Genomic DNA, 21,616 nt, shown 5'->3' on the forward strand with positions numbered 1-21,616 from the left:
TATCCTTAATCAGCGACCGTGAACATCTGTCGAAGATCTCCCCGCCAGAAACTCCTCCGCAACAGACCTCGGAGTCCGCCCACCCTCATCGACTGCCAGATTCATCGCTCGCATCAAGTTGAGGTCAATCGCGCCAACAAGTCCCCCCAGTGCAGCAACTACACGAGGCTGGTCACTCACCAAGCGGTCACTCACAAGAATCACTGCGTCGTAGGGCGGCATCACGTTCCGGTCGTCTTCAAGTGTTGTTAGACCCAATGCTACGATTCTGCCGTCGGTCGAAAAAGCGGTAATCACATCCACATCCTGTTGAGCCACCGCCTGATACATGAGCGAAGGGTCCATCGTGACCTCCCTATCGAACGACAGCCCGTAGCGTGCTTGAAGCGACACCCATTCTGGCCGCCCGAAGAACTCGTAGTCACTACCGAAGACGAGACGCGACGCATGAGGCACCAGATCGCTAATCCGCTGCAGCCGGAGCTCCTTCACGTCCACAGAACGCATCGCTAACGCGTACGTGTTCTCAAAACCAAGGGCTCCGACCACGTGAACGCCGTAGTCCTTAGTAAGTAAGCGCTCAACTTCGCCAAGGATTTGACCCCGATTCTCAGTGTTTGCCTCGCGGCGCAGAATCGTAGCCCAAATCGTGCCCGAGTAGTCGACGTAAACATCCAAGTCACCCGACCGTAAAGCGTCGAACGCTACGGTCGAACCGAGTGACTGGAGGACCGTCGCGTTAAGACCGGTCTCCGCAGTAACTTGACCAGAGATAATTTCAGACAGAATGTACTGTTCCGTGTACGGCTTGCTGCCAATAACAATCCGCTCAGATTCATCCTCGGCAACGAATTGGCGTGCAAGTGTCACGCCGGCAAACAAATACAGGGCGGATAACACGCCGAGTGCAGCAGCCACTAGCCCGCTTCGGCGGAATCGCACACCTTCCTCAAGCACGCGGATGAGCCCATCGAGTAACTGTGCAAGCAGGGCCGCTACAACGGAACCCACCATGACCGCTGTGTAATTCCTAGTCTGGAGGCCGGAGAAGATGTAGTTGCCGAGACTCGTCGCCCCGACTGGCGTCGAAAGCGTCGCCATGCCGACAACCCAGACGGTCGAGGTCCGGAGACCGCCGACAATTACCGGCATAGCCAGCGGCAACTCAACCCACCACAACTGCTGACTTTGGGTCATCCCGACGCCTTTCGCCGCTTCGGTATACGCCGGGTCGACCCCGGCGATGCCGATGACAGTGTTCCGGAGAATCGGGAGGGTGCTATAAAGCGTCAGGCCGATGATCGCCGGTAGATACCCAATACTCTGGACCTGAATCGCCGCGAGCGCTGGTACCATGATGGCGAGCAGCGCCAAGCTTGGCACCGTTTGAATAATACCTGCCGCTCCAAGAACGACCTGCTCTAACCACCGTACGCGCGTCGCCACAATTCCCACCGGAACACTGATAACGGTCCCGAGGAGTAACGCCACGAGGGTTAACTGTACGTGCCCGGTCAGGTAGGCAGGCAACAGCGCCAGCTGCTCGCTCACGATTGCTCTCCCGGGCGGAGCAAGTCATTGAGCATTTGCGCTTCACGCTTCGGAGTGCCGAACATCCGCTCGACGAATTCGTCCACGGGATTCACCATCAGCTCTCGCGGCGTGCCTACTTGCACCAAACAGCCATCTCGCATCACCACAATCCGATCGCCCAAGAACAACGCTTCTACCAAGTCGTGGGTGACAAAGATCGCGGTCATCCTAAGCTGCGTTCGGATGCGTGCAAAGGATTGCTGCAGTTGCTCACGCGTCAGTGGGTCGAGAGCTCCAAACGGTTCATCCAAGAGCATCACGTTCGGCTCGGAGGCCAGCGCCCGGGCGACCCCAACCCTCTGCTGCTGGCCACCGGAGAGCTCGCTCGGCCGGCGATCACGCATCACCACAGGGTCCAGCTCGACCAGGTCCAAAAGTTCGTCCACGCGACGCCGGATGCGCTCGGCCGTCCAACCGAGCAGGGTCGGCGTTACACTGATATTCTCAAAGACGGTCATGTGGGGAAACAAACCGACCCCCTGAAACACATAGCCAATGTGCCGTCTCAACTCGTGTGCCGGTAGAACTCCGACATCAACTCCATCAATCTGCACCAAACCGTCGGAGGGCTCTATCAGTCTGTTGATCATCTTCAGTGTCGTGGTCTTACCACAACCCGAGGTCCCCAACAGCACAACAACCTCGCCGCGATTAGCCCGAAGCGAAAGCCGATCAACCACGACGTGCTCACCATAACGTTTCGTCAGAGCTTGAAGTTCAATCATCGGCGCTCACTGCAACCAGACCTAAGCCAAGACACGCAACTGGTTGATAGAAATCTGTTTTCGGAATCGGGCGCCACGTCGAAGGACCCGACGGCGGCATCTCTGAAAAATAGCAAAAAGCTGAACGGTCAGGACGACCGGTTACGACCGTTCGATCCATTCAACGAATCGCGGTGGGTGTTCATCGGCAACGATCATTACCCGGGTAATCCTACCGCTCTCGTGAATGAGCTGCTTCGAACTCTCCCGCGCTTCGTCAACGGAAGAGTACCGCACAGCCACCAGCGGTGAATTGGTCGAACCCCCTCTGACAGTTGGAATCAGCTTAAACATACAGAGTCACTCAACGACAGATCGTGGCCACCTGGTCCACACAGCCGACTATTGGTGTCCCTGACGGACTCCTCATGATATCGAGACTCTCGTATCATGTCGACCACTTGAGACTCATGAGTCTACTTCAGACACGCGAGATCCAAGCACTAGATCTAAAACTCTACCGTAGCTCGCTATTCCGCTCGATACGCGGTTGGCACGTAGATAACGGTCGTAAACCCAACTCGCCTGGCGACGCATGACTGGCATCGACTCTCCAAGTCGATCACGAATCGCAACCAGGTCACGAGCTGGACCAAGCTGGAGTGTCGTCGTCACCTCGACCTGCGTGTCTGTGTCCAACTGACGCATTAGGTATGGGTGGAGGAACAGCCAAGCGCTGTACTGCACCGCTGCATCGCCTGATTGAGAAGCCAACCAAGCGACGAAACTAGCTTCAGCCTCATCAGCGTATCCTGCGAGATGAGCCCATTCATGAAGAACGATAAACGGGCGTTCATAAGGCAGAACGTCAGAATTAATTAGCGTCTCAAGTAGGAACGGGTCAGTAAAACCATCGATGGCAGCCTGACGGAAATAGAAACCGAACCATGACGTCTTGGGACGCGCCAGTCGAGGCTCGGCGGACGCTGGTAGTTGCTCCTGTGCGTACCGGAACGGCTTGGCGAGCACCTTCGGAACAGATTCGAGCGTCGGCCAGGGCCTAGCCTGGGCTAATCCGTGAAGCCGGTTCAACCGGACAACCGATTCACGGGCAAGGGTCTCGAGTGATGCCGGTGTGATGCGACTAGTGTCAAAGTCGAGTTTGGATTCAAGCGATTCCCGACGGTAGTTGAATCCCCAACAGAGCATAAAGACGATATAGACAACCGCCATAGCAACCGCTACTTCCCGAATCAGCACCAGAACAACGACCGTCCTACGCACCATCGAGGAACGTCTAAGTATCGCTATGCATTTGGCTATCAAAGCAACTACAGAGCCAATCACTAAGAAATCAAACAGAGCAACTGGCACTTGGTTTGATAACGATGTAAACACTTGCTGAATAATCGGATAGAGGCCCCGGGAATAGGCACGCTCAACACAGGCTTCAGAGGTTGGTCCGACGGCAACCACCAGAGCCAATGTCAGGATTGTGAGGCGCCAAGCCAAGTGTAACGGCCCCGATTCACACTGGGAGGTTGTTTCCTGATCCACCACGTCAAATCCTCTGCGTCCTCTCTCCCGTTACACTCGCCACTGGAGATGCCGCCCCAGCGGTCAGTCTTTCCTGAGGCAGCCCTTTCGGGAACCAGAACGATGAGATGACTGCAGAGCCTGCCGCGAACGACCCAAACATAAATACTCGCTGCAGGGCAGCGGTCAACTGTTGTGGGCTGGCATCACCGCCGGCAGGAAGTGACACAACCACAATCGCGCCCATCGTGGCCACACCAATGGCGCCACCGATCGATCGAGTAAAGTGACCCAGCGAAGTCGCGATTCCGAGCTGCTTACGCGGCACCGCGTTCTGAACAGCCAGGATCAGGGTAAGAATGGTCATGCCCATACCCACGCCCATGATCGCAAGCACCGCGCGTATCATCCACAGGGACGCCCCTATATCAATCTGCGATAACTGAAAGAATCCAAAGCTCACACACGATAAGCCGGCAAACACCATTCGCCGGTACCCAACTTTCATAAGCACGCGACCGGTAACAATTGACATCAATACCCACCCGAGGAGTAGCGGCGTGAGCGCTGAGCCAGCGTCAATGGCACTTCCACCCAACGCCGCCTGCACGAAAAGTGGCACAAATGAGATCGCGCCGAACATCGCCACGCCAACTAGGAACCCGCTCAGCATAGCTGGTCCAATGACCCTATCCCCGAAGAGTTCAAATGGTATCAGCGGGTCCGCAGCGCGACGCTCAACATGTATAAAGGCTACCCAAAGTATTAGCGCACCACCTAGGAGCATTGCCAACCTCCCCCAAGCAAACCCTTGGCCACCGTTGGCCTGTCCAAGAGCCAATAACAGCAGTGCGACAGCGCCACTTAGGAGTAGTGCACCGCGGTAATCAATGCGTGGCTGAGACGATGGGCGGGGACTGACGAGCGCATTACCAACCGCCAGCGCGGCGACGAAAGCAAACGGGACATTTACGAAGAAAACCCACCTCCACGACAAGGAGTCAGTGAGGTAGCCTCCAACGAGTGGTCCGGCAATCGACGCAATCCCCCACACGCCACTAAAAAGCCCTTGGATCCTCCCCCGCTCACGCATGGTGTAGAAGTCACCAAGAATCGTCATCCCGAGGGGGAGAATACCGCCCGCACCGATTCCCTGGATCAGCCTAAAGACGACGAGAACAGGCATCGACCACGCCACACCGCACAACACCGAACCCAGGAGAAAAAAACCTACAGCGCCCACATAGAAGAGTCGTCGACCGTAAAGGTCAGAAAGCTTGCCCCACAGCGGCACCGTAACTGTCGCTGCTAGAAGATACGCCGCGAATACCCAGCTATATTGGGTGAGGCCACCGAGTTGCGTAACAACGGTTGGCATGGCCGCCGCGACGATCGTCGCTTCAATCGCTGCTAAAAAATTTCCGCCGAGGACCCCGCACGTCACGACCATCCGTCGGGTGATCCGCACGGAAAGTTTGTCAAGCATCTGCTAACCGCCGACACAATCAATCACTGCCCACCCCAATCCTTGGAGAAATCGGTATCTGAAGGGTCAGAAATTCACGGTGTATCACCATCAACACCACAATGGTAGGCTGTTCCCTCTTACCAATCTAGAGCCTCGCCTCAGGAAGATTTGGTGTCCTAGCCAACGCAAGATAGGATCAACGTGGGAAGCTGGAATGTCCACTGAAGAAGAAGCTGCTGGTCGAACCGTACATTGCGTTAAGTTACAGAAAGATCTGCCTGGTCTCACAGAGTCTCCTTGGCCCGGTGAACTAGGCAAACGGGTCTACGAGAACGTCTCCGCTGAAGCGTGGAAACTCTGGGAAGAGCGAATGAAGATGATTCTCAACGAATACCGACTGAAGCCCTGGCAAAAGGAAGCCCAAGAGCTGGTCGCTAAACAAATGGAAGAATTCTTTTTCGGTGAAGGCTCAGCCCTTCCACCAGATTACGTCCCAGAACGTAGTAAGAGTTAGTCCTCTCCTCACCTGCCGATTTTCGATCGCGCTCACTTAGTACTCCCTACAGCATTGGGATTTCTCTATCAACTTCGAAATGGAGCCGCCGGTGTGCTTGGCGCACGGAGGCAATTACATCTTTGGACGTTTGTCCCCTAGCGAAAATGAAACCCAAATAGCTTGCACCTTCAGGTAGTGGTACGAGCTGCTGCCCTAACTTGGCAGTGATGATTACGTCGTCAACACCTTCCACTGCTCTCGCAAGTTTCGCACCAACTACTCCTCTCAAATGACCGCTGCAAGGAATAGGGATCATCATTACGGCCGATGCCCCAGGCACACAGTGAAACGTACACCCGGCTTCGCCTACGGCTTGCCGGAGCAGCACTTCTTCATACTGGCAGGAATGACCCGTGGAGTCCGTGCACTGAAGCACCCTGGCACAAAGCCCACCGACCGGTCGTGCCGCAACTTCCAAAACGACAGGTCCGCGCGCGTCCAAACGACACTCGGCGTGGACTGGACCATGACGGAGCCCAAGCGCACGAACGGCTTCTGCGACCGCATATTCAACCGACGACCGTTCGTCAGAGCCCAGTTCTGTGGGCCTTGCGTAGATCGTTTCTTCAAAGAATGGCCCTTCAAGCGCGTCGGGTTTATCAAAGATGGTCACCACGTGGAGCCGTCCGTCATTGACTAAACCTTCGACCGCATACTCAGCGCCGTCGATGTATTCCTCAATCAGCACCAACTCGTTTGATGGATCACGAAGGGCACGTAACTCTGGACTTGACAACATTTGAGCAACCCGTGCCATTGCAGAATCAAGTTCCTTTTTGTCATTGGCGCGGATCACTCCTCGGCTACCCGATAACGTAAGCGGCTTTACAACCATGGGAAAACCGAACGGCAACGCAGGACAGCGCTCAATCTGCTCAAGTCGCAGCACGTGAAAAGCCGGCACACGAAGTCCTCCGCGTGACAAACATTGCCGATAGCGAAGTTTGCTGGCCGCCAGACGAGCGCCGGCTGCACCGTGGCATGGCAATGCTAAAGCCTCAGCTACCATCGATGCCAAAATCGTAGGGCGATCACCAACAGCTAGCACACCTGTCACCGGGCGTCCGGCGGTCGCAGCCAGGACACGCTGAAACGACATTCTTTCGTTGTGAAACTCCACTGGGATTGCCTCATCCCGCCACGGATCGTCAAGGGTGCGGCATCGATCCGTTGCAAAAGCAAGGTCAAAACCTAGTCGCTCAGCAGCATCGGCGAACGCCCGCACTTGATAGCTGGTCGTAGTAGCGAATAGAAGTATTCGTGACATCACTGCTTAGCTTCATCGTAACAGCTAGAAGAGCGCGAACTGCTCCTCAGTCGGCTCAGCTCAGCAATACCAAGGTTCATTGAGGTAAGGGATTGACGCACGAGCCTGGGTATTCCTCATGAGTGGTGGGCAGTGCAATGCACCCCGTTCGTGCGCTAGTGTCCAAATCTCCTCAAAAATCGCGCGCCGAGATGCCGACTGGTGTTGACCGACCAGGGTAATCACCTCGGCTTGGAGTGCATCGACACGGGGATCCGTATGAAACCAAGAATAGGAAAGCGTGTTCTTGTCGAACTCTCCTACAACCTCCGCCACCTCTTTATGGGTAAGCAAACTTGAACCTTCAGGCAGCAATAGGCGGATAGCCAGTTGGATCGGGGCGACTGCATCGACGAGGTCGAGGGAAGCAATGGACTGAAGATACGCGCAGTAGCTCTCAAGTGTCGTCCACGGCGTGAACGCTACAAACGTCGGTGTTAGAACGAGTCCCGCCGTTCGGCATGCGGCTACGGCTCGCTCAATGTCTTGTGGGGTGTGTCCTTTGTTAAGAATTTCAAGAACATGATTGTCAAAAGATTCAACCGCACTCGTAACAAACGCACAGCCTGTATCGCGTAGTGTTGCTAAATACTTAGCGTGAGCCAGTAAATGTGCAATCTTGATAGTCACGTCATAGGTAAGGTCAGGATACGTATCAGATAAACGCTGGACGACTTCAATAGCGTGAACTGAGCCATTGAAAAAATCAGGGTCCCCAAAGGTGATGTGACGAACGCCCATTTCAACTTGATTTCTGATGTCGGCCAGAACAATGTCGATTGGCACGACCCTAAACCGCCCTTTGTATACCGGGACGATCGGACAATGGCGACACGTATGCCTACAACCGCGGCTAGCCTCTGTGTATCCGACACATCTAGTTGACCCGGTTGAATCGTGCAAGGTAGCGTAGCGTGTGGGCGGCGGTAACCCTCGTCGGTCCGGTACCTTGAACGCAAGATGCGGTAGCGCAGTATCCGCAGTAGGCTGCGGTGGTGGCGTGCCTTCTCTCAAAGCGATCGCCAGAGCTTCTAGATCTGATTCAAATTCGGCACCAAGTACCGAGTGCACTCCGAGGTCACGCAGGAGTGACTCGTTGAGCATCGCGTAGAGCCCATAGCCGCACAGATGCGCCGACGGATTGAGACTGCGAATCTTTTTAATCACTGGCACCGCAAGCCGCGTCGCCATATGCATTGGTAGAAAAAAGGCCAATAACTTGGCCTGTGTAACTGAGTCGTCCCGTAGCCGCTCACGAGCCAGATCGACACACGTTACTTCGACGCCTGCATTACGTAGCCAAGCTGCGGGCGAAGCTAGGCCAAACGGCTGTCGGCCCATCTCATAGGTCGCAATCAAGAGTGCACGCATAATCAGAGTGAATTATTGATTAATTTAGCGCTTGTCTCCGGACCGGCTCGTCAGGACGGTACAGGAAAATCAGTCGTACTCGGTCGAGTAGTCAAACCCACAACCACGAGCGCTAGAATTGACAGGGTCAGAGCTGGATAGACCGTCTCAAGACCAAGCGGATACTCCGGAACACCATCAACACTGTGCTGCAGACCAACGATCTCCCAAACCAACGTGGTAGTCATACCTACGAGAATCGACCACACGCCTGCTGAACGCGGTATGCGCGGCCAGACCAGTGCGCCGAGCAAAGCCGGCGTAATGCCAGCCCCGTACATTGTGTAAGCCCAAAGCGCCATCGCCAAGATTGATGGAAAAAAGCTTCCGATCACGTAACCGACGCACCCCAATGCCACTACAACCAGTCGGGTGTAGACCAATACCTGTTGGTCAGCGACCTTTGGATTTATAAAGCGCTGATAGACGTCACGCATCAAATTCGTTGCAGGCGTTAGAAGAAAGCTGTTGGCAGTGGAAACGATTATCGCCGCAGCCCCACAAACAAGCAGGACCCCAATGCCCATCGGTAGAACTTGCAGTGCAACATTGATCACGATCGATTCTGAACCTTCGGTGCTCAGGCCTGGCACAACACCGCTACCGAGTACACCAACCGAGTCAATCAACGTCTCGACGACGATCGTGCCAACAATCCACCCAACCACCGCTAGACGGGCCGCTCGCTCGCTTTTTGCAGAAAAAAACTTCTGGTACATATTCGCTTCACCGAGAAGCAAGAACAACGTTGGAAAAAAAAGCGCTAAAGCCGCCTGCGGCGATAGTTCACCAAACAATGCGACATGCTCTGGTTGCAGCGATGAGAAGGTCGTTGCAAGTCCGCCACCATCAGACACGAGGAAAACCACCGCTAGGACTACACTCACTACCATCATCACGCCATTCCCAACATCGAGATAAGCAATCGACAGCATGCCTGCCAACGCGGTGTAAGTGACGCAGAATGCGGCGGTCATCAGTGCACCGGTCGCCGGTTCAATACCAGCCACCAATTCCAGAAGTTTTCCGCCTGCGCGGAACTGATAGGCCGCAATGGTCGTATAGGCCATTACCGTGGTAAGAGCGCCAAGAAGGCGCGCGGTCGGTCCATACCGTAATTCGAGGATGTCCGGAACAGTGTACTGCGCGAGCCGGCGCACGCGAGGAGCAATGAAATAGACCAATGCGATACCGACCCAAGCTCCAGCTGACTGCCATAGTGCGGGGAACCCTACCCGATAGCCCAAACCAGCACCGGCGAATAGACTGCCAGAGCCGATCCATGTAGCAAGAAGGGTAAAGACAAGCACCCGAGCTGGTAAAGCGCGGTTGGCAATCAGAAAGTCATCGGCCGTCTGCACCTGACGACTCTTCCAGGAACCAACGACAACTAGAGCAGCGAGATAAATAATGATGGCACTCAGAAACATAAATGGTCGCGTGCTGACCTAGAGATTCTAAAAAACTACGCTCTGCGATTGTCAAACCGTATTTTGAGACCAGCCATCCGAATGTTAACTAATCCACTATTAGAGGCGTGATTGGCGGCATGCGCTATCTGAAGAAATCGTATGGCGTCACCAAGTGCTTCTCAGTCAAGATCAAAGTCCCGCTCCGGCCTAGTCACCGGTTCGTCGGTCGCTTTACGAAGGGCTTCTTCAAAGCGCTTGGCAAGTGCATCGCCACGTGTGCGCTCATCAGTAACCGATTGCTGGAACACCGCTTCTCGACGCGCTGCCTCCTCATCAAGAATTCGATCGGCTTCACCCAACTCGACCTTGTCCTGACGTTCCGGCTCGCTGTGCCGTACGACGCGCTTTAAACCCACATCGATGACGAGTGAGGCGGTACAGCAAGGACAAACCAGTTCGAGCTCCGACGTGAGGTTAGTCATTTGTGGACCCTCCCTACCATCGCGCCTACGCTGTCTTTTCAGCGCCGATCGGTACGCGGTAGTCACCGCCCATCTAGGCGAGACAACATGATATCTCCTACCCTAGTCGAGGACCATGTCGTGACTCTATTTTTGAAATGGTGGGAATACCGTGGTTGGAGCGAAATCCAAAATGAACCCCTTAAAAGCGACCCAAATTTCGACTCTCTTTACCCGAGACGGCCAAGCCCCAAGACGGTAGGACTACATGATTCAACTAAGGCTGAAGAGGTTCGTGCCAGCACTACCGTGAGAACTCAGTAGGTGTTGTCTCAGCCTTCTTCCTCGAAGCCTTCTTCCTCGGTTGGACGAGGACGGGTTGAGGGACGAAGGGCTTCACGGCGGTCATACACTGCCAACCCTTCGACGTGGAACGTTAGCGTGCAAGAACTCGCTTTACGTTCCACAACAGCTAGGACAGGGCTCCCCGCCACGCCAGCCCGAAATGTGATCCTGCAACCACACGACAACCTTGCGTGGTGGAATCCCTTTAACGCCGTATTAACTTCGGTACTCATGACATCGCAATCAACCGCCTAGGTCGGCAGCCGATGCGCAGCCATCATACACCAACGGTTGTTCATCTGTGTGACCGGAATGAAAAACTAGGATGGAGGACGTTGACAATCAGAGCATTGCACGGATTTCTCGCTCTACCTGGTCCTTCGTGGCTAAACCCATGTGCTGCTTACATACAGTGCCACTCCGGTCAATGTATAAAGTTATCGGAATACCCCAAACCGGTCCGAGCGCTTCCTTAACATCGTCGCGGCCAAGACCCACAAGCAACGGATAGTTGACCCCGTATTCGTCAGCAAACGGCTTCAACTTCTCGATCGGATCGTCGACAGACAATCCGAGCACAGCAAGACCTTGGTCTCCGTACTCGTTCTGTAACTCGACAAAACTGGGAATCTCAACCTTGCAGGGACCACACCAAGTCGCCCAAAAATTAAACAGAATGACCTTTCCCCTATACGATGCCAAATCGACATCATCCCCATTCATATCTTGGAGGGTAAAATCGAGGTTCGCAGGGCGGGCATCGGGGTCGCAAGCCGCCGTGTCTACGGCATCAGCCTCTGACCACACGGAGGCACTCAACATCTCTTCCGGAAACACCGGAAACGTCAGAAAAGCCAAGGCCAAAGACGCTCCGGCAGCTGCCATCCATCGCCACTTCATGATTCCGAACCCTCGTTTAGGGAGCGCCGGTAACCCCAAGATGGCCTTAAGAAAGCCCAAAACCGCAACCGGCCTCGGTACGTCTAGTTATATAGCATGCTGACGAATAGCACACCTAGAATCCCTAGCAGACAAACTCACTAGGCCTCCTGTAGTCGCTACAGTAACATATGTCAGCGTTGGCGTTGATAGTTGGCGTCAGTTCCCAAATGAGCCACGAGGTAAATCTTATGCGTATCCGCAAGGGGTGTGAACTTCGCGTCTCCATGAGCGCCGGATTGACACTACTCTTCCTCTTTTGTCTGGCGTTACCTGCCATCGCACAAAGTCAGTTCATTCCCTACTACGGAAAGGCCAGGGTGAAGTATGACAACTTCGACTGGCAGATTTACACAACTGATCATTTCGAAATGTATTACTACCCCGAACTTGAACAGCACCTAGAGCGAGTGGCGGGCTACGCTGAAAGCGCCTATCAGCAGGTCAGTTCAGATCTCAGACATGAGTTGGCATTTCAGATTCCCCTCGTGCTATTCAAGACCCACAGTGAATTTGAACAGCAGAACGTAATTCCAGCCGACATGCCGGAAGGCGTTGCAGCCTTTGCCGAACCACTTCGCAACCGTATGGTTCTGCCAATCGATGAGCCTCCCGATGAACTCTACCGGCTCATCACCCACGAACTCGTCCATATCTTTGAGTTCGACATCATCCCCCGCGGTGTCCTTCGCTCAGATGTGCCCCTCTGGGTCGACGAAGGGTTAGCTGATCACCTAGCAGGGGTCTGGAACCCACTCGACCTAATGATGGTCCGCGATGCGGCAGTCTCCGACATCGTGCCCAAAATGACCGAACCAGATGAATTCTTCGGATTTAGTAGCCCACGGTTACCCTACAACCTGGGTCACGCAGCCTTCGAGTTCATTGAGGCGAGAGAAGGTAAAGAAGGTATCCGGCAATTCCTATTGGCTCTCAGAACAAATGTGATCGGTGGTGGTAGTGACGCGTATCAGGAAGGCCTCGGTCTCTCCGCCGAAGAGTTCGACATCGAGTTCTCGCGGTACATCAGAGAACGGTTTCAGCCCTTCCGCGATCGGGAACGAGCGGAGGACTATGGAACCGACCTAGCACCCGATCCAATTCGATCCGAGTTCGTGGCTGCCTACTCCGTTGAACCGGCGCCGTCGGGGGAACTATTGGCAGCGGTAGCCACGAACAGGAAAGACCGTGAGCTTGACATCATTCTCATCTCTGTTCAGGACGGTAGTGTCGTCACAAATCTAACTCCGGGATTCTCGCAGAACGATGGTTACGACTACATCTCTATTCCTGGCGCGCGGTGGAATACCGTGCCGTGGATGTCGTGGTCACCGGCAGGCGACCAGTTGGCCTATTTCGTGCGCAAGGGCAAACGTAAGACGCTCATAATTAGGGACATTGTCAGCCGCCGTATCGAACAACGGCTCGACATGACAACCGTTGACGAACCCGAATCCCCGGACATCTCGCCTAATGGCCGCCACGTCGCGTTCTCAGCACTGCAGAACGCCACGGGTGACATTTACACCATTGACTTGGTCACAAACGAAGTTCGGAACGTCACAAACGATAATTTTGCAGACTATGCGCCCACGTTTTCCCTAGACGGACGGTCTTTAGTCTACCTGGCACGTGTTAACGGCAACAATAAACTGTTTCGGGTAGACCTCGAAACAGGAGAGAAACTGCAATTAACCTTCGGTGCCCACGACGAAACGGCCGCACAGTTCATTGATAGAGACAAGATTGTGTTCTCCTCTACAGCGGTCGACCCACTGCAGCCTATCGACCCTGACGTAGCCCGTGACGGCAACATCTTCAACCTGTGGACACTGACCCTGTCAACAGGCGCACTTGAGCAGTACACCGACGCCCTAAGTGGGAACGTCTCCCCCGTCGTACTAGAAACAGTCGACGGCCAAGAGGTTGCGTTCGTCAGTTACAACAAGGGCAATTACGGTATCTACACCACGGAAGTGGAAGAACCACTATACATGGTGGAAACCTCAGATTTTGGCGCCCCTGGTCTGGTGATGGACTTCCAAGCTCCTTTATCGCACACCCTCATTAGGGATAACAGTCGAGACAAGGGCAGGTTCGAGAAGATGGTTCTCGAAGGTCGGCCACCGGTCAACCTTGGGGTAACGAATAGCGGCGACCTTTACGGCGGTTCGTCTCTAACGCTCACTGACCTGCTGGGCGAACAACAGTTCAACGTGTATGCAGCATCAATTTCAGAATACCGGACAATGGCAATGTCGTATGTGAACCTCGCGCGCCGATTGCAGTGGGGCACGCAACTCTTCTCCCAGACTCAATTCTTCTTCGGCACGCCAACTGGCATGTCGTATGGCCTGTTTAATCGTGACCAAGCCATTGCAACCACCAGAATGCGCGGTGGCACAGTCTTTGGCATCTATCCCTTTAGTAGGTTTCGACGGGTCGAGTTGTCGGCTGGCGTAGCAAATTACCAAGAGCAATTCGGTAGCCCGCAGCTACAGGCAGCCTCTAATCAGGTACAGACGGATCGATTTGGCGCCACCATCTTCCGCAATGGCACCTTCGTGCCTTTCAATATCGCCTTTATTCAAGAAACGACAGTATTTCGCGAATTCGGCCCGGTATCAGGTAATACGATGCGGCTGGGATTCGAATATGCACCGAAATTTGGGAACACACTTTCGCAGCAGAGTCTTGATGGTGATGCCCGTTACTATCTCAGGCTGGGAGAAACCGGACTAGTAGCACTGCGAGCAAGAGGTTTCAGGAGTTTTGGTGAAAGTCCAAACTTCTATTTCTTTGGTGGTAATTCTGAATTGAGGGGTTACGACTACCTAGAATTTGTCGGCCACAAAGCATTCCATCTGAACGCTGAATTACGGTTTCCACTGGTCGAAGTGATGTTGACGCCGATCGGCGTCTTGGGCGGCTTCCGAGGTGTGTTCTTCGCTGGTGTTGGTGGTGCTGCGCTCAACAGCGACAGCTTTACTCCATGGACTTCCTCCCCGGAGACATTCAAGCCGGTAATCGGACTCAAATACGACAGTAATCTTCAGCCTCAGCCGGTCTACGCTGATCCGGTCCAAATCACCGGCTTCCGCTTACGAGACGCGCGTGGCTCCTACGGCTTTGGCCTTGAAACCATGGCGTTCGGCTTTCCGATCCACCTTGACTGGACGTGGCGAACTCTTTTCAACGATGCCTGGGAGAACCTCCTGTTCGCTGCAAACGGCGGCAGCGCAAAGTTTCGTGAAAGCCGCTTCAATTTCTGGATAGGATACGATTTCTAGATGCGGTAGATGGGTAATTTACGAAGTTCCTTCACTCCCTTAACCAACTTCGGACATTTCAGCAGGTCTCTACTGGTCGGGAGCCGATGAAGTGACGACCTGCCATCTCCAACCGCGACGACCGGAAGATTCGGCCACTGAGACAGTCCACGTTGTCTTGCCCAATGACGCCAATCCGTTGGGTTTTATGCTCGGCGGGTCCGTGATGCATCTGATCGACCTCGCTGGGGCAATTGCCAGTCATCGCCACACCCGGAGCCGTGTCGTGACGGCGTCAGTTGACAGCGTCGAGTTTCTACATCCCGTTAAAGTTGGCGATCTACTCATTCTCAGGTCACGGGTCACCTGCGCGTTCCACACATCACTTGAGGTTGAGGTTGAAGTAGTCTCCGAAGAGTCCTTGACAGGTACGCGACGTTTGACGAGCCGAGCGTTCCTGACTTTCGTTGGAGTCGATGAGAGGGGCTGCCCCACTCCGATTCCACCCCTGCTCGTTGAATCGGTCGATGACACTCACCGTGCCGAGATGGCGCGCGCGCGTCGAGCCCAACGCCTCGAAGCTCGAGGACGGTTGGCCTCTGATAACTTTTCCCTGTAGGAACTGTTGCCCCCTAAGAAATATCTTGGAGGCGAACGACGCTCTCTTCTAAATCGATCGCTACCCGGTACCGGCTAAGAAAATTGTGCCCAATAGTGCCACCCACTTGGAAGCCAAGGAGGGCGCTAGGCGCCTGCAAGTTGAGAACGACGACCGGGTAGTTCGGAAATGCGATCGTATTGAACATCAGGTCGATACCCGGTAATAGAAACGCATCCGGATCCCATCCTGACGACCCGAATACCCGAAGCGGAAGATGTCTTACGACTGGCCGGCGACTCAGCATGCTAGCAGTCTGCGAGCTAATCGAGATCACCTCACCACCCGTATCCACAACGAAACTCGCGTCTTGATCGTTAACGGTTCCTCGCACAGTCACTAGCCGATGCTGACGCAACGGCAACACAACGTCTGCAGGATCCCGCGGAATCTTTCGACCGATCGTCAGCTGAGAGCGTTCATAGTCAACCGTGAGTGAGAGCCTAGCAGCCAGGGGCGAGAAACTCTCGACTTCGCGCTTGGGAATCCCGGTTAAAGGCGGGTTCTTAATGAGGGTTGGCACGTTGTCCATCTTAAGCGAACCAATCTCAATCGAATCGATCCAGCCGAGCTGTAGCCCGCGGAGGCCAACTTCTCCAACACCCGCACTCAAGGTGTACACGATCGGCCGGACGTTGGACGCTCTAGCCACTTCACGTGAGACCACCGTCTGCTCAGCACCAGTGTCAACCACGAAGTCAATCTCACGATGTCCGTTCACACTCGCCTTGACTATAATCTTGTCCTGGACAAGCCTGAACGGCACTGTGTGAAGTTGCTCAGCAACGTCAGGTTCCATATCAAACGGAACCCGACGCCCCAAAGAACGTAGAAAGCGAATCTGGGCACGAGACCAAGCCGCTCGCTGACTCTGGTCCTTGTGCGGAAGTAAATTGACGTAGTTGCCAAACGCAACAGCCGCTTCCTCATAGCGATGCATCCGCTTATAGATGGTGCCGACTGTGTGGTGGAACTCTCCGTCACGGGGCGACAGGGCTAAAGCTTTCTGCGCTGCCTCAAGCGCAGCATCATTATTGTTTAGGCTCATCAACGACTTACCAAGTCCATGATGGCCGCGTGCAACGGTAGGGTCCCTTGCGAGAACATCGAGAAAGAGCTGTTCGGCTTCGTCAAACAGACCAGCTGCCCATAAAGTATCGCCATACATCACAATTGCCGCTGGGTCGTCAGGCGCCTCTGCAAGGGCTGCGTCGGCCTCCACCCGCGCGTCAGCAAATCGGGCCAAGCGCAACATCGAGAGCACCGACCCACGGCGCGCTCGAAAAAGCTGTGATGCCGTCGCGCCCTCCTTTGCTCGTGTGAATGCCTCAAGCGCTTCAGGAAAACGTTCTTCTGCAATGAGCAAATCAGCTAACTGAAGTTGGATAGCGCTATAGGTTGGGTCTGCGCTCCGGCTGGTAACAACCGAAAGCGCTACCAGAGCAGCGGTGACCGCGACAAGTGGACGAAGACCGATGTGCATGAACCCTCCGAAATGCCTGGGGGATCACTGGCAACTGCTTGAAGCAACTAAAGCACAGTCAGATGAATCAACGCGTATCAGCAACCTAAAGATAAAAAGTGTAAAACAGAGACCACTCTTAGGCCCGGATGGCTACTCGAGTCAGCGCGTGTAATGCTCAATAGGTACGCCGTCGTACATCTCATTGACCCGAAGGATCTGCGTGTCTCGGCTATAAGTCCCGAGCTCATAATCCTCACTCATGATCAAAGCCTTGAATGGTTTCGTAGGGCAGACCTCCGAGCACAAACCGCAAAAACTACAGCGTGACAGATTAAAATTAAAGTAATCCAAAATCTTAATTTTTTGCCCAGGTTCGCGATGGCCACCAAGCGAAATCAAATCGTCAGGACACACCTTGGCACACTGATCGCAAACGATGCACGTCTGCGCACCAGTCTCAGGCTCAACCTGAAGCCGTAACACACCACGGAATCTAGCCGCAACGGGACGCCTCTCAGCTGGATACTGGAACGTAAAAGCAGGCTGAGGAGTATACTTAAGCGTCACCAAAAGCCCCTTCACTAGATCGATCAAGAAAACCGTCCGGAAAAAATTTTTCAGCCTTTGCACAACACTTACCCTCGGTCACCCACAAGCACAGGTTCGGTCTCCCCGACCTTGATAACCCTTGGCCGGCGGAGCACGGTGTTTTCCTTGCGGATCTTGTCTTGCAACCGCATTAACCCGTACAGCAACGCCTCGGGACGCGGCGGACATCCTGAAATGTAAACGTCGACCGGGACGATCTTATCAACACCCTGCAGCACACTATACGTCGGAAATGGACCACCGGCGTTTGAGCAACTGCCCATGGAAATGACCCATTTGGGCTCCGGCATCTGATCGTATAGCCGACGCAGCACCGGCGCCATCTTCTTCGTCACGGTTCCTGCCACGATCATGAGGTCCGACTGGCGCGGCGAAGCCCGAAAGACCTCCGCTCCAAACCGAGAGATGTCAAACCGGGACGCTGATGTCGCCATCATCTCGATCGCGCAGCAGGCCAAACCGAAACCCATCGGCCAAAGCGAGGACTGCCTCGCCCAGTTCAGAACTTTATCTACGTTGGTTGTAATGATGTTGTCGTCGAATCGCTGATCGATCAGCCCCATCAAGATCTCCCGCTTCGCCGCTGCACCTGCCAATTCGCTACCATCGTGAACAGCATCTAAATCCCCAAACTACTTTCCCTCATACCATCCTGCATTAACATCGATGTAATTGGCCCATTGCTCAGGCACCTCATCGTTTTCAAAGATCGCCTCAACTGGACAGGCCGGCACACAGGCCCCACAGTCAATACACTCGTCCGGATGGATGTAGAGCATAGTCTCCGTCTCGAACTCGGGTTCGTCTTTACGTGGGTGGATACAATCGACCGGACAGACGTCAACACACGCCGTGTCTTTCGTGCCGATGCAGGGTTCGCAGATGGTATAGGCCATGACATCCTCCGTAAATTGACCAACTAATCGTACCGGACTCCTTGCTGAATTTCAACTACCCCATACCTATCGGCCAGAAGAAGAGTTCGGACTAGACCTGATTTCGATCTTAAGCTGTAGCACTAAATGAGATCCTCTGGCTAAGTTACTGGGTTACTTGCCAGTGAATTTAGGTTTCCGCTTCTCCAGAAATGCGGTTGTCCCCTCCTGTTTGTCATCCGACTGATAGCAAAGCGCCTGCGCGAGCGTCTCAATGAGCAGCCCAGAATCGAGATCGACGCGCGCGGACGAATTAATGACCAACTTCGCTAGTCGTGCCGCTAAGGGCCCATGACGGAGCACGCGACCAGCAAGATCCCTGGCCGTAGCATCAAGTTTGTCTGCTGGAACGACGGCGCTCACAAGTCCAATTGAAAGTGCCTGCCCGGCATCAATAATCTCTCCAGTCAGAATCAGATGTTTTGCACGTCCTAGACCAACGACTCTTGGTAGACGCTGAGTCGCTCCAGCACCTGGAATAATTCCCAATCCTAACTCAGGCTGACCAAACATCGCTCCCTTTGAGGCTATCCGCAAATCACAGGCCAGGGCCAGCTCACACCCACCCCCGAGTGCGTATCCATTCACAGCAGCAATCGTTGGTCGCGGGAAACGCTCAACAGAAGAAAAAAAAGACGAATTGATCGCTGCCAAGCCTTCATCACGAGTCCGAGTTCGAAGATCGTTGATATCAGCACCAGAAACGAAAGCTTGGTCACCAGCACCGGTTAGAATTAACGCGCCGACAGTGTTGTCGGCTGCCAAATCTGCCAGCGCCGCCTCCCCTTCGCGCACAGTTTCGAGGTTTAGAGCATTTCGCACCTCAGGACGATCAAAAGTCAACTCCGCTACACCGTCGCTCACTGATACGCGAATATTCTTGTATGTCATAAATCAGTACTCGTAGACGCCCTTTCCCACCTTTTTGCCAAGCCGACCGGCCTGAACATACTCAACAAGTAGGGGGCACGGACGATACTTCTCGCCGAGTTTGGCGTGCAGAAATTCCAGCACACTTAGCCGAGTATCAAGCCCTACAAGATCGACCAATTCGAAGGGGCCCATTGGGTGATTCAATCCCAGTTTGAGCGCTTTGTCGATGTCACGTGCCGAAGAGATCCCTTGCTGCAACATGTAGAAAGCCTCATTGCCAATCATCGCGTTAACACGACTGGTCACAAATCCCGGCGACTCTTTAATCCGCACGGTCTCCTTACCCATCTGTTTAGCGACTTCCTCAATTACGTCCATCGTTTCTGGTGCCGTTTCCAGGGCACAAACGACCTCAACAAGTTTCATCTTGTGGACCGGATTGAAGAAGTGCATCCCCGCCACCCGCTGCGGACGTGTGAGGGCACTGGAGATTTCCGTAATACTTAGTGCCGACGTATTCGATGCCACGATGGCGTCAGCCGAAGCATGGCACTCAATCTCCTGGAAGACCGATAACTTCAAGTCCATCTTCTCCGGGACAGCCTCAATAACCATCTCAATACCACTAAGGGCAGCCGAAAGGTCGGTAACAAACTCGAGGCGAGCACGGGCGGACTCAAAGTCATTCGACCCTACCTTGCCAAGCTCGACCGCCTTGGCCCCGATGGCATTAATCAGCGATCGGGAGCGCTCAAGCACCTCCTCTGAAACATCATATAGTCGGGTATCGAACCCACCCATTGCCGCCCCGTATGCAATACCGTGCCCCATCGTTCCGGCACCGAGCACTGCAATGGAACGGATCATGAAACACTCGCTCCCGTTGTAACACCTTTAGCAACAATCTCATCAATCGCACCCATAGCTAGGTCAATCTCAGCTTCAGTATTATAGAAGTGAGGCGCGATCCGAATTCCCGCTCCGGGTCGGTAGTCAATGATTACCTCACGACGGAGCAGTTGAGCAGCCACTTCCTTGGCATTCGGCATGTCGATCGTCACTGTGCCACCACGCTCGGCATCTTGGCGTGGCGTACAGACGGCGTAACCACGCTCGAGCGCTGACTCGATAATTCGGCTGGTTAAACGCAAAGATTTAGCGCGAATCGCCTGGACTCCAATCTCGGCAACAATGCGATAGCCTTCGCGAGCGGCATAAAGGGCCGGTACGTTTGGCGTACCGCTCTGGAAACGCTCGGGGCCCTCAGCGTAGCGTAACCGGCCAATTTCGAATTCGAACGGCGCAGCGTGGGCTGCCCACCCAACTTGAGTTGGCTCCAACTCCGACGCTAGATCGGGCCGCACGTAGAGATATGCAGCACCAGGACCACCACAAAGCCACTTCACGGATCCACCAACGGCAAAGTCCACCGCCAGGTTAGGCAGATCGATAGGAAGTGCGCCAGTCGCTTGATAGCAGTCCAGTACAACACGAGCACCTACAGAGTGGGCACGGACCACGATGGCCTCAATGTCAACAATGCAAGCGCTCTTAAATAGAACCAGTGAAATCGGCACAAGACATGTACAGCTGTCGATCGCGTTAAGAAACCGTTCCAGGTCAAGCTGGGCAGGATCATCGCTCGGAACATATACAATCTCCGCACCCTGTAGCCGCATTCCTTCGTAGAGATACATGTTTGAAGGAAAATCTAGCTCACTCATCACGATCTTCTTACGAGGTCCATCGAACTGATGGCAGGAGGCCACGACAGCTTGCGCTACCGTCACGTTCTGATGCATCGACAACGAACGATGTGGCACGCCGAGTAACGGTGAGAGCAAGTCAGCAGTGTCTACCCCGAGAGTCCACCACCCTTCAGTCCACGCCCGAACACCTCGCTCACCCCACCTTGCCGCATAAGCCGCAAGGTTGTCTGCTGAACCTCGAGGCATGGCACCCAAAGAGTGACTCACCAGGTAGGTGCAGCGCTTGAGAATCGGAAACTCAGCGCGCCAACTCAGCAAGGAATCCATATCAGGTGAACTAGGCCATAAAAACAGCAACTTAGCTGAAC

21 protein-coding genes are annotated in these 21,616 nt (G+C 54.3%); 3 read left to right on the plus strand and 18 right to left on the minus strand.

All coding sequences use genetic code 11. From position 1 onward, the window contains the following. Nucleotides 1-9: 9 nt before the first annotated feature. The 5 genes from QGH09_07860 to QGH09_07880 all read right to left on the minus strand — a co-directional run bounded on the left by QGH09_07860 (nt 10) and on the right by QGH09_07880 (nt 5,319). Nucleotides 10-1,551, minus strand: a complete 1,542-nt coding sequence (locus tag QGH09_07860) for an ABC transporter permease/substrate-binding protein (GenBank protein HJO18096.1) — start codon at nt 1,549-1,551, stop codon at nt 10-12. Further along, complete coding sequence (locus QGH09_07865) at nt 1,548-2,318, minus strand: ABC transporter ATP-binding protein (protein ID HJO18097.1); 771 nt, start codon at nt 2,316-2,318, stop codon at nt 1,548-1,550. Before QGH09_07865 ends, QGH09_07860 begins: the two co-directional genes overlap by 4 nt. A 141-nt stretch (nt 2,319-2,459) precedes the next feature. Next, the gene (locus tag QGH09_07870; GenBank protein HJO18098.1) at nt 2,460-2,651 is read right to left on the minus strand and encodes a hypothetical protein; all 192 of its coding nucleotides are present in this window, start codon (nt 2,649-2,651) and stop codon (nt 2,460-2,462) included. A 114-nt stretch (nt 2,652-2,765) separates the two neighbouring features. Then, a complete protein-coding gene (locus tag QGH09_07875; protein ID HJO18099.1) occupies nt 2,766-3,854 on the minus strand; it encodes a DUF3810 domain-containing protein in 1,089 nt (362 codons plus the stop codon). 4 nt (nt 3,855-3,858) lie between these two features. Then, on the minus strand, nt 3,859-5,319 hold the full coding sequence (locus QGH09_07880; GenBank protein HJO18100.1) for an MDR family MFS transporter: 1,461 nt from the start codon (nt 5,317-5,319) through the stop codon (nt 3,859-3,861). A gap of 196 nt (nt 5,320-5,515) precedes the next feature. Between QGH09_07880 and QGH09_07885 the strand changes: the two genes are divergently transcribed. Then, nucleotides 5,516-5,815 (plus strand): oxidative damage protection protein, encoded by a 300-nt coding sequence (locus tag QGH09_07885; GenBank protein ID HJO18101.1) that lies wholly within the window; start codon nt 5,516-5,518, stop codon nt 5,813-5,815. A 46-nt stretch (nt 5,816-5,861) separates the two neighbouring features. Here QGH09_07885 and QGH09_07890 read toward each other — a convergent pair whose 3' ends face one another. The 6 genes from QGH09_07890 to QGH09_07915 all read right to left on the minus strand — a co-directional run bounded on the left by QGH09_07890 (nt 5,862) and on the right by QGH09_07915 (nt 11,691). Beyond that, nucleotides 5,862-7,124: an ATP-grasp domain-containing protein gene (locus tag QGH09_07890; GenBank protein ID HJO18102.1), complete on the minus strand. Its 1,263-nt coding sequence runs from the start codon at nt 7,122-7,124 to the stop codon at nt 5,862-5,864. A gap of 60 nt (nt 7,125-7,184) precedes the next feature. Further along, complete coding sequence (locus QGH09_07895; GenBank protein ID HJO18103.1) at nt 7,185-8,534, minus strand: CUAEP/CCAEP-tail radical SAM protein; 1,350 nt, start codon at nt 8,532-8,534, stop codon at nt 7,185-7,187. A 50-nt stretch (nt 8,535-8,584) separates the two neighbouring features. Beyond that, a complete protein-coding gene (locus QGH09_07900; GenBank protein ID HJO18104.1) occupies nt 8,585-10,003 on the minus strand; it encodes a sodium:solute symporter family protein in 1,419 nt (472 codons plus the stop codon). A gap of 161 nt (nt 10,004-10,164) precedes the next feature. Beyond that, nucleotides 10,165-10,467, minus strand: a complete 303-nt coding sequence (locus tag QGH09_07905) for a hypothetical protein (GenBank protein HJO18105.1) — start codon at nt 10,465-10,467, stop codon at nt 10,165-10,167. 311 nt (nt 10,468-10,778) lie between these two features. Next, on the minus strand, nt 10,779-11,024 hold the full coding sequence (locus tag QGH09_07910; protein ID HJO18106.1) for a hypothetical protein: 246 nt from the start codon (nt 11,022-11,024) through the stop codon (nt 10,779-10,781). Nucleotides 11,025-11,133: 109 nt separating this feature from the next. Next, the gene (locus QGH09_07915) at nt 11,134-11,691 is read right to left on the minus strand and encodes a TlpA disulfide reductase family protein (GenBank protein HJO18107.1); all 558 of its coding nucleotides are present in this window, start codon (nt 11,689-11,691) and stop codon (nt 11,134-11,136) included. Nucleotides 11,692-11,921: 230 nt separating this feature from the next. Here QGH09_07915 and QGH09_07920 point away from each other — a divergent pair, with 230 nt between their 5' ends. Together QGH09_07920 and QGH09_07925 are read left to right on the plus strand one after the other, a co-directional pair. Further along, nucleotides 11,922-15,020, plus strand: a complete 3,099-nt coding sequence (locus QGH09_07920; protein HJO18108.1) for a hypothetical protein — start codon at nt 11,922-11,924, stop codon at nt 15,018-15,020. A 91-nt stretch (nt 15,021-15,111) separates the two neighbouring features. Continuing rightward, on the plus strand, nt 15,112-15,618 hold the full coding sequence (locus QGH09_07925) for a hotdog domain-containing protein (protein HJO18109.1): 507 nt from the start codon (nt 15,112-15,114) through the stop codon (nt 15,616-15,618). Nucleotides 15,619-15,631: 13 nt separating this feature from the next. Here QGH09_07925 and QGH09_07930 read toward each other — a convergent pair whose 3' ends face one another. The 7 genes from QGH09_07930 to QGH09_07960 form a co-directional block, all read right to left on the minus strand. Continuing rightward, nucleotides 15,632-17,140 carry a retroviral-like aspartic protease family protein gene (locus QGH09_07930; protein ID HJO18110.1) on the minus strand — a complete coding sequence of 503 codons (1,509 nt, stop codon included), beginning with the start codon at nt 17,138-17,140 and terminating at the stop codon, nt 15,632-15,634. A 141-nt stretch (nt 17,141-17,281) separates the two neighbouring features. Beyond that, nucleotides 17,282-17,689: a 4Fe-4S binding protein gene (locus QGH09_07935; protein HJO18111.1), complete on the minus strand. Its 408-nt coding sequence runs from the start codon at nt 17,687-17,689 to the stop codon at nt 17,282-17,284. 68 nt (nt 17,690-17,757) lie between these two features. Continuing rightward, the gene (locus QGH09_07940; GenBank protein ID HJO18112.1) at nt 17,758-18,294 is read right to left on the minus strand and encodes an NADH-quinone oxidoreductase subunit B family protein; all 537 of its coding nucleotides are present in this window, start codon (nt 18,292-18,294) and stop codon (nt 17,758-17,760) included. Between the two features lie 69 nt (nt 18,295-18,363). After that, nucleotides 18,364-18,627 (minus strand): ferredoxin family protein, encoded by a 264-nt coding sequence (locus tag QGH09_07945; GenBank protein HJO18113.1) that lies wholly within the window; start codon nt 18,625-18,627, stop codon nt 18,364-18,366. 153 nt (nt 18,628-18,780) lie between these two features. Next, a complete protein-coding gene (locus QGH09_07950) occupies nt 18,781-19,557 on the minus strand; it encodes an enoyl-CoA hydratase-related protein (GenBank protein HJO18114.1) in 777 nt (258 codons plus the stop codon). A 3-nt stretch (nt 19,558-19,560) separates the two neighbouring features. Next, nucleotides 19,561-20,406, minus strand: a complete 846-nt coding sequence (locus QGH09_07955; protein ID HJO18115.1) for a 3-hydroxyacyl-CoA dehydrogenase NAD-binding domain-containing protein — start codon at nt 20,404-20,406, stop codon at nt 19,561-19,563. After that, the gene (locus QGH09_07960; GenBank protein HJO18116.1) at nt 20,403-21,575 is read right to left on the minus strand and encodes an aminotransferase class V-fold PLP-dependent enzyme; all 1,173 of its coding nucleotides are present in this window, start codon (nt 21,573-21,575) and stop codon (nt 20,403-20,405) included. Before QGH09_07960 ends, QGH09_07955 begins: the two co-directional genes overlap by 4 nt. Nucleotides 21,576-21,616: the final 41 nt, after the last annotated feature.

It is taken from the genome of Vicinamibacterales bacterium (assembly GCA_036012125.1).
In the GTDB taxonomy this organism is placed as follows: domain Bacteria; phylum Acidobacteriota; class Vicinamibacteria; order Vicinamibacterales; family UBA823; genus UBA11600.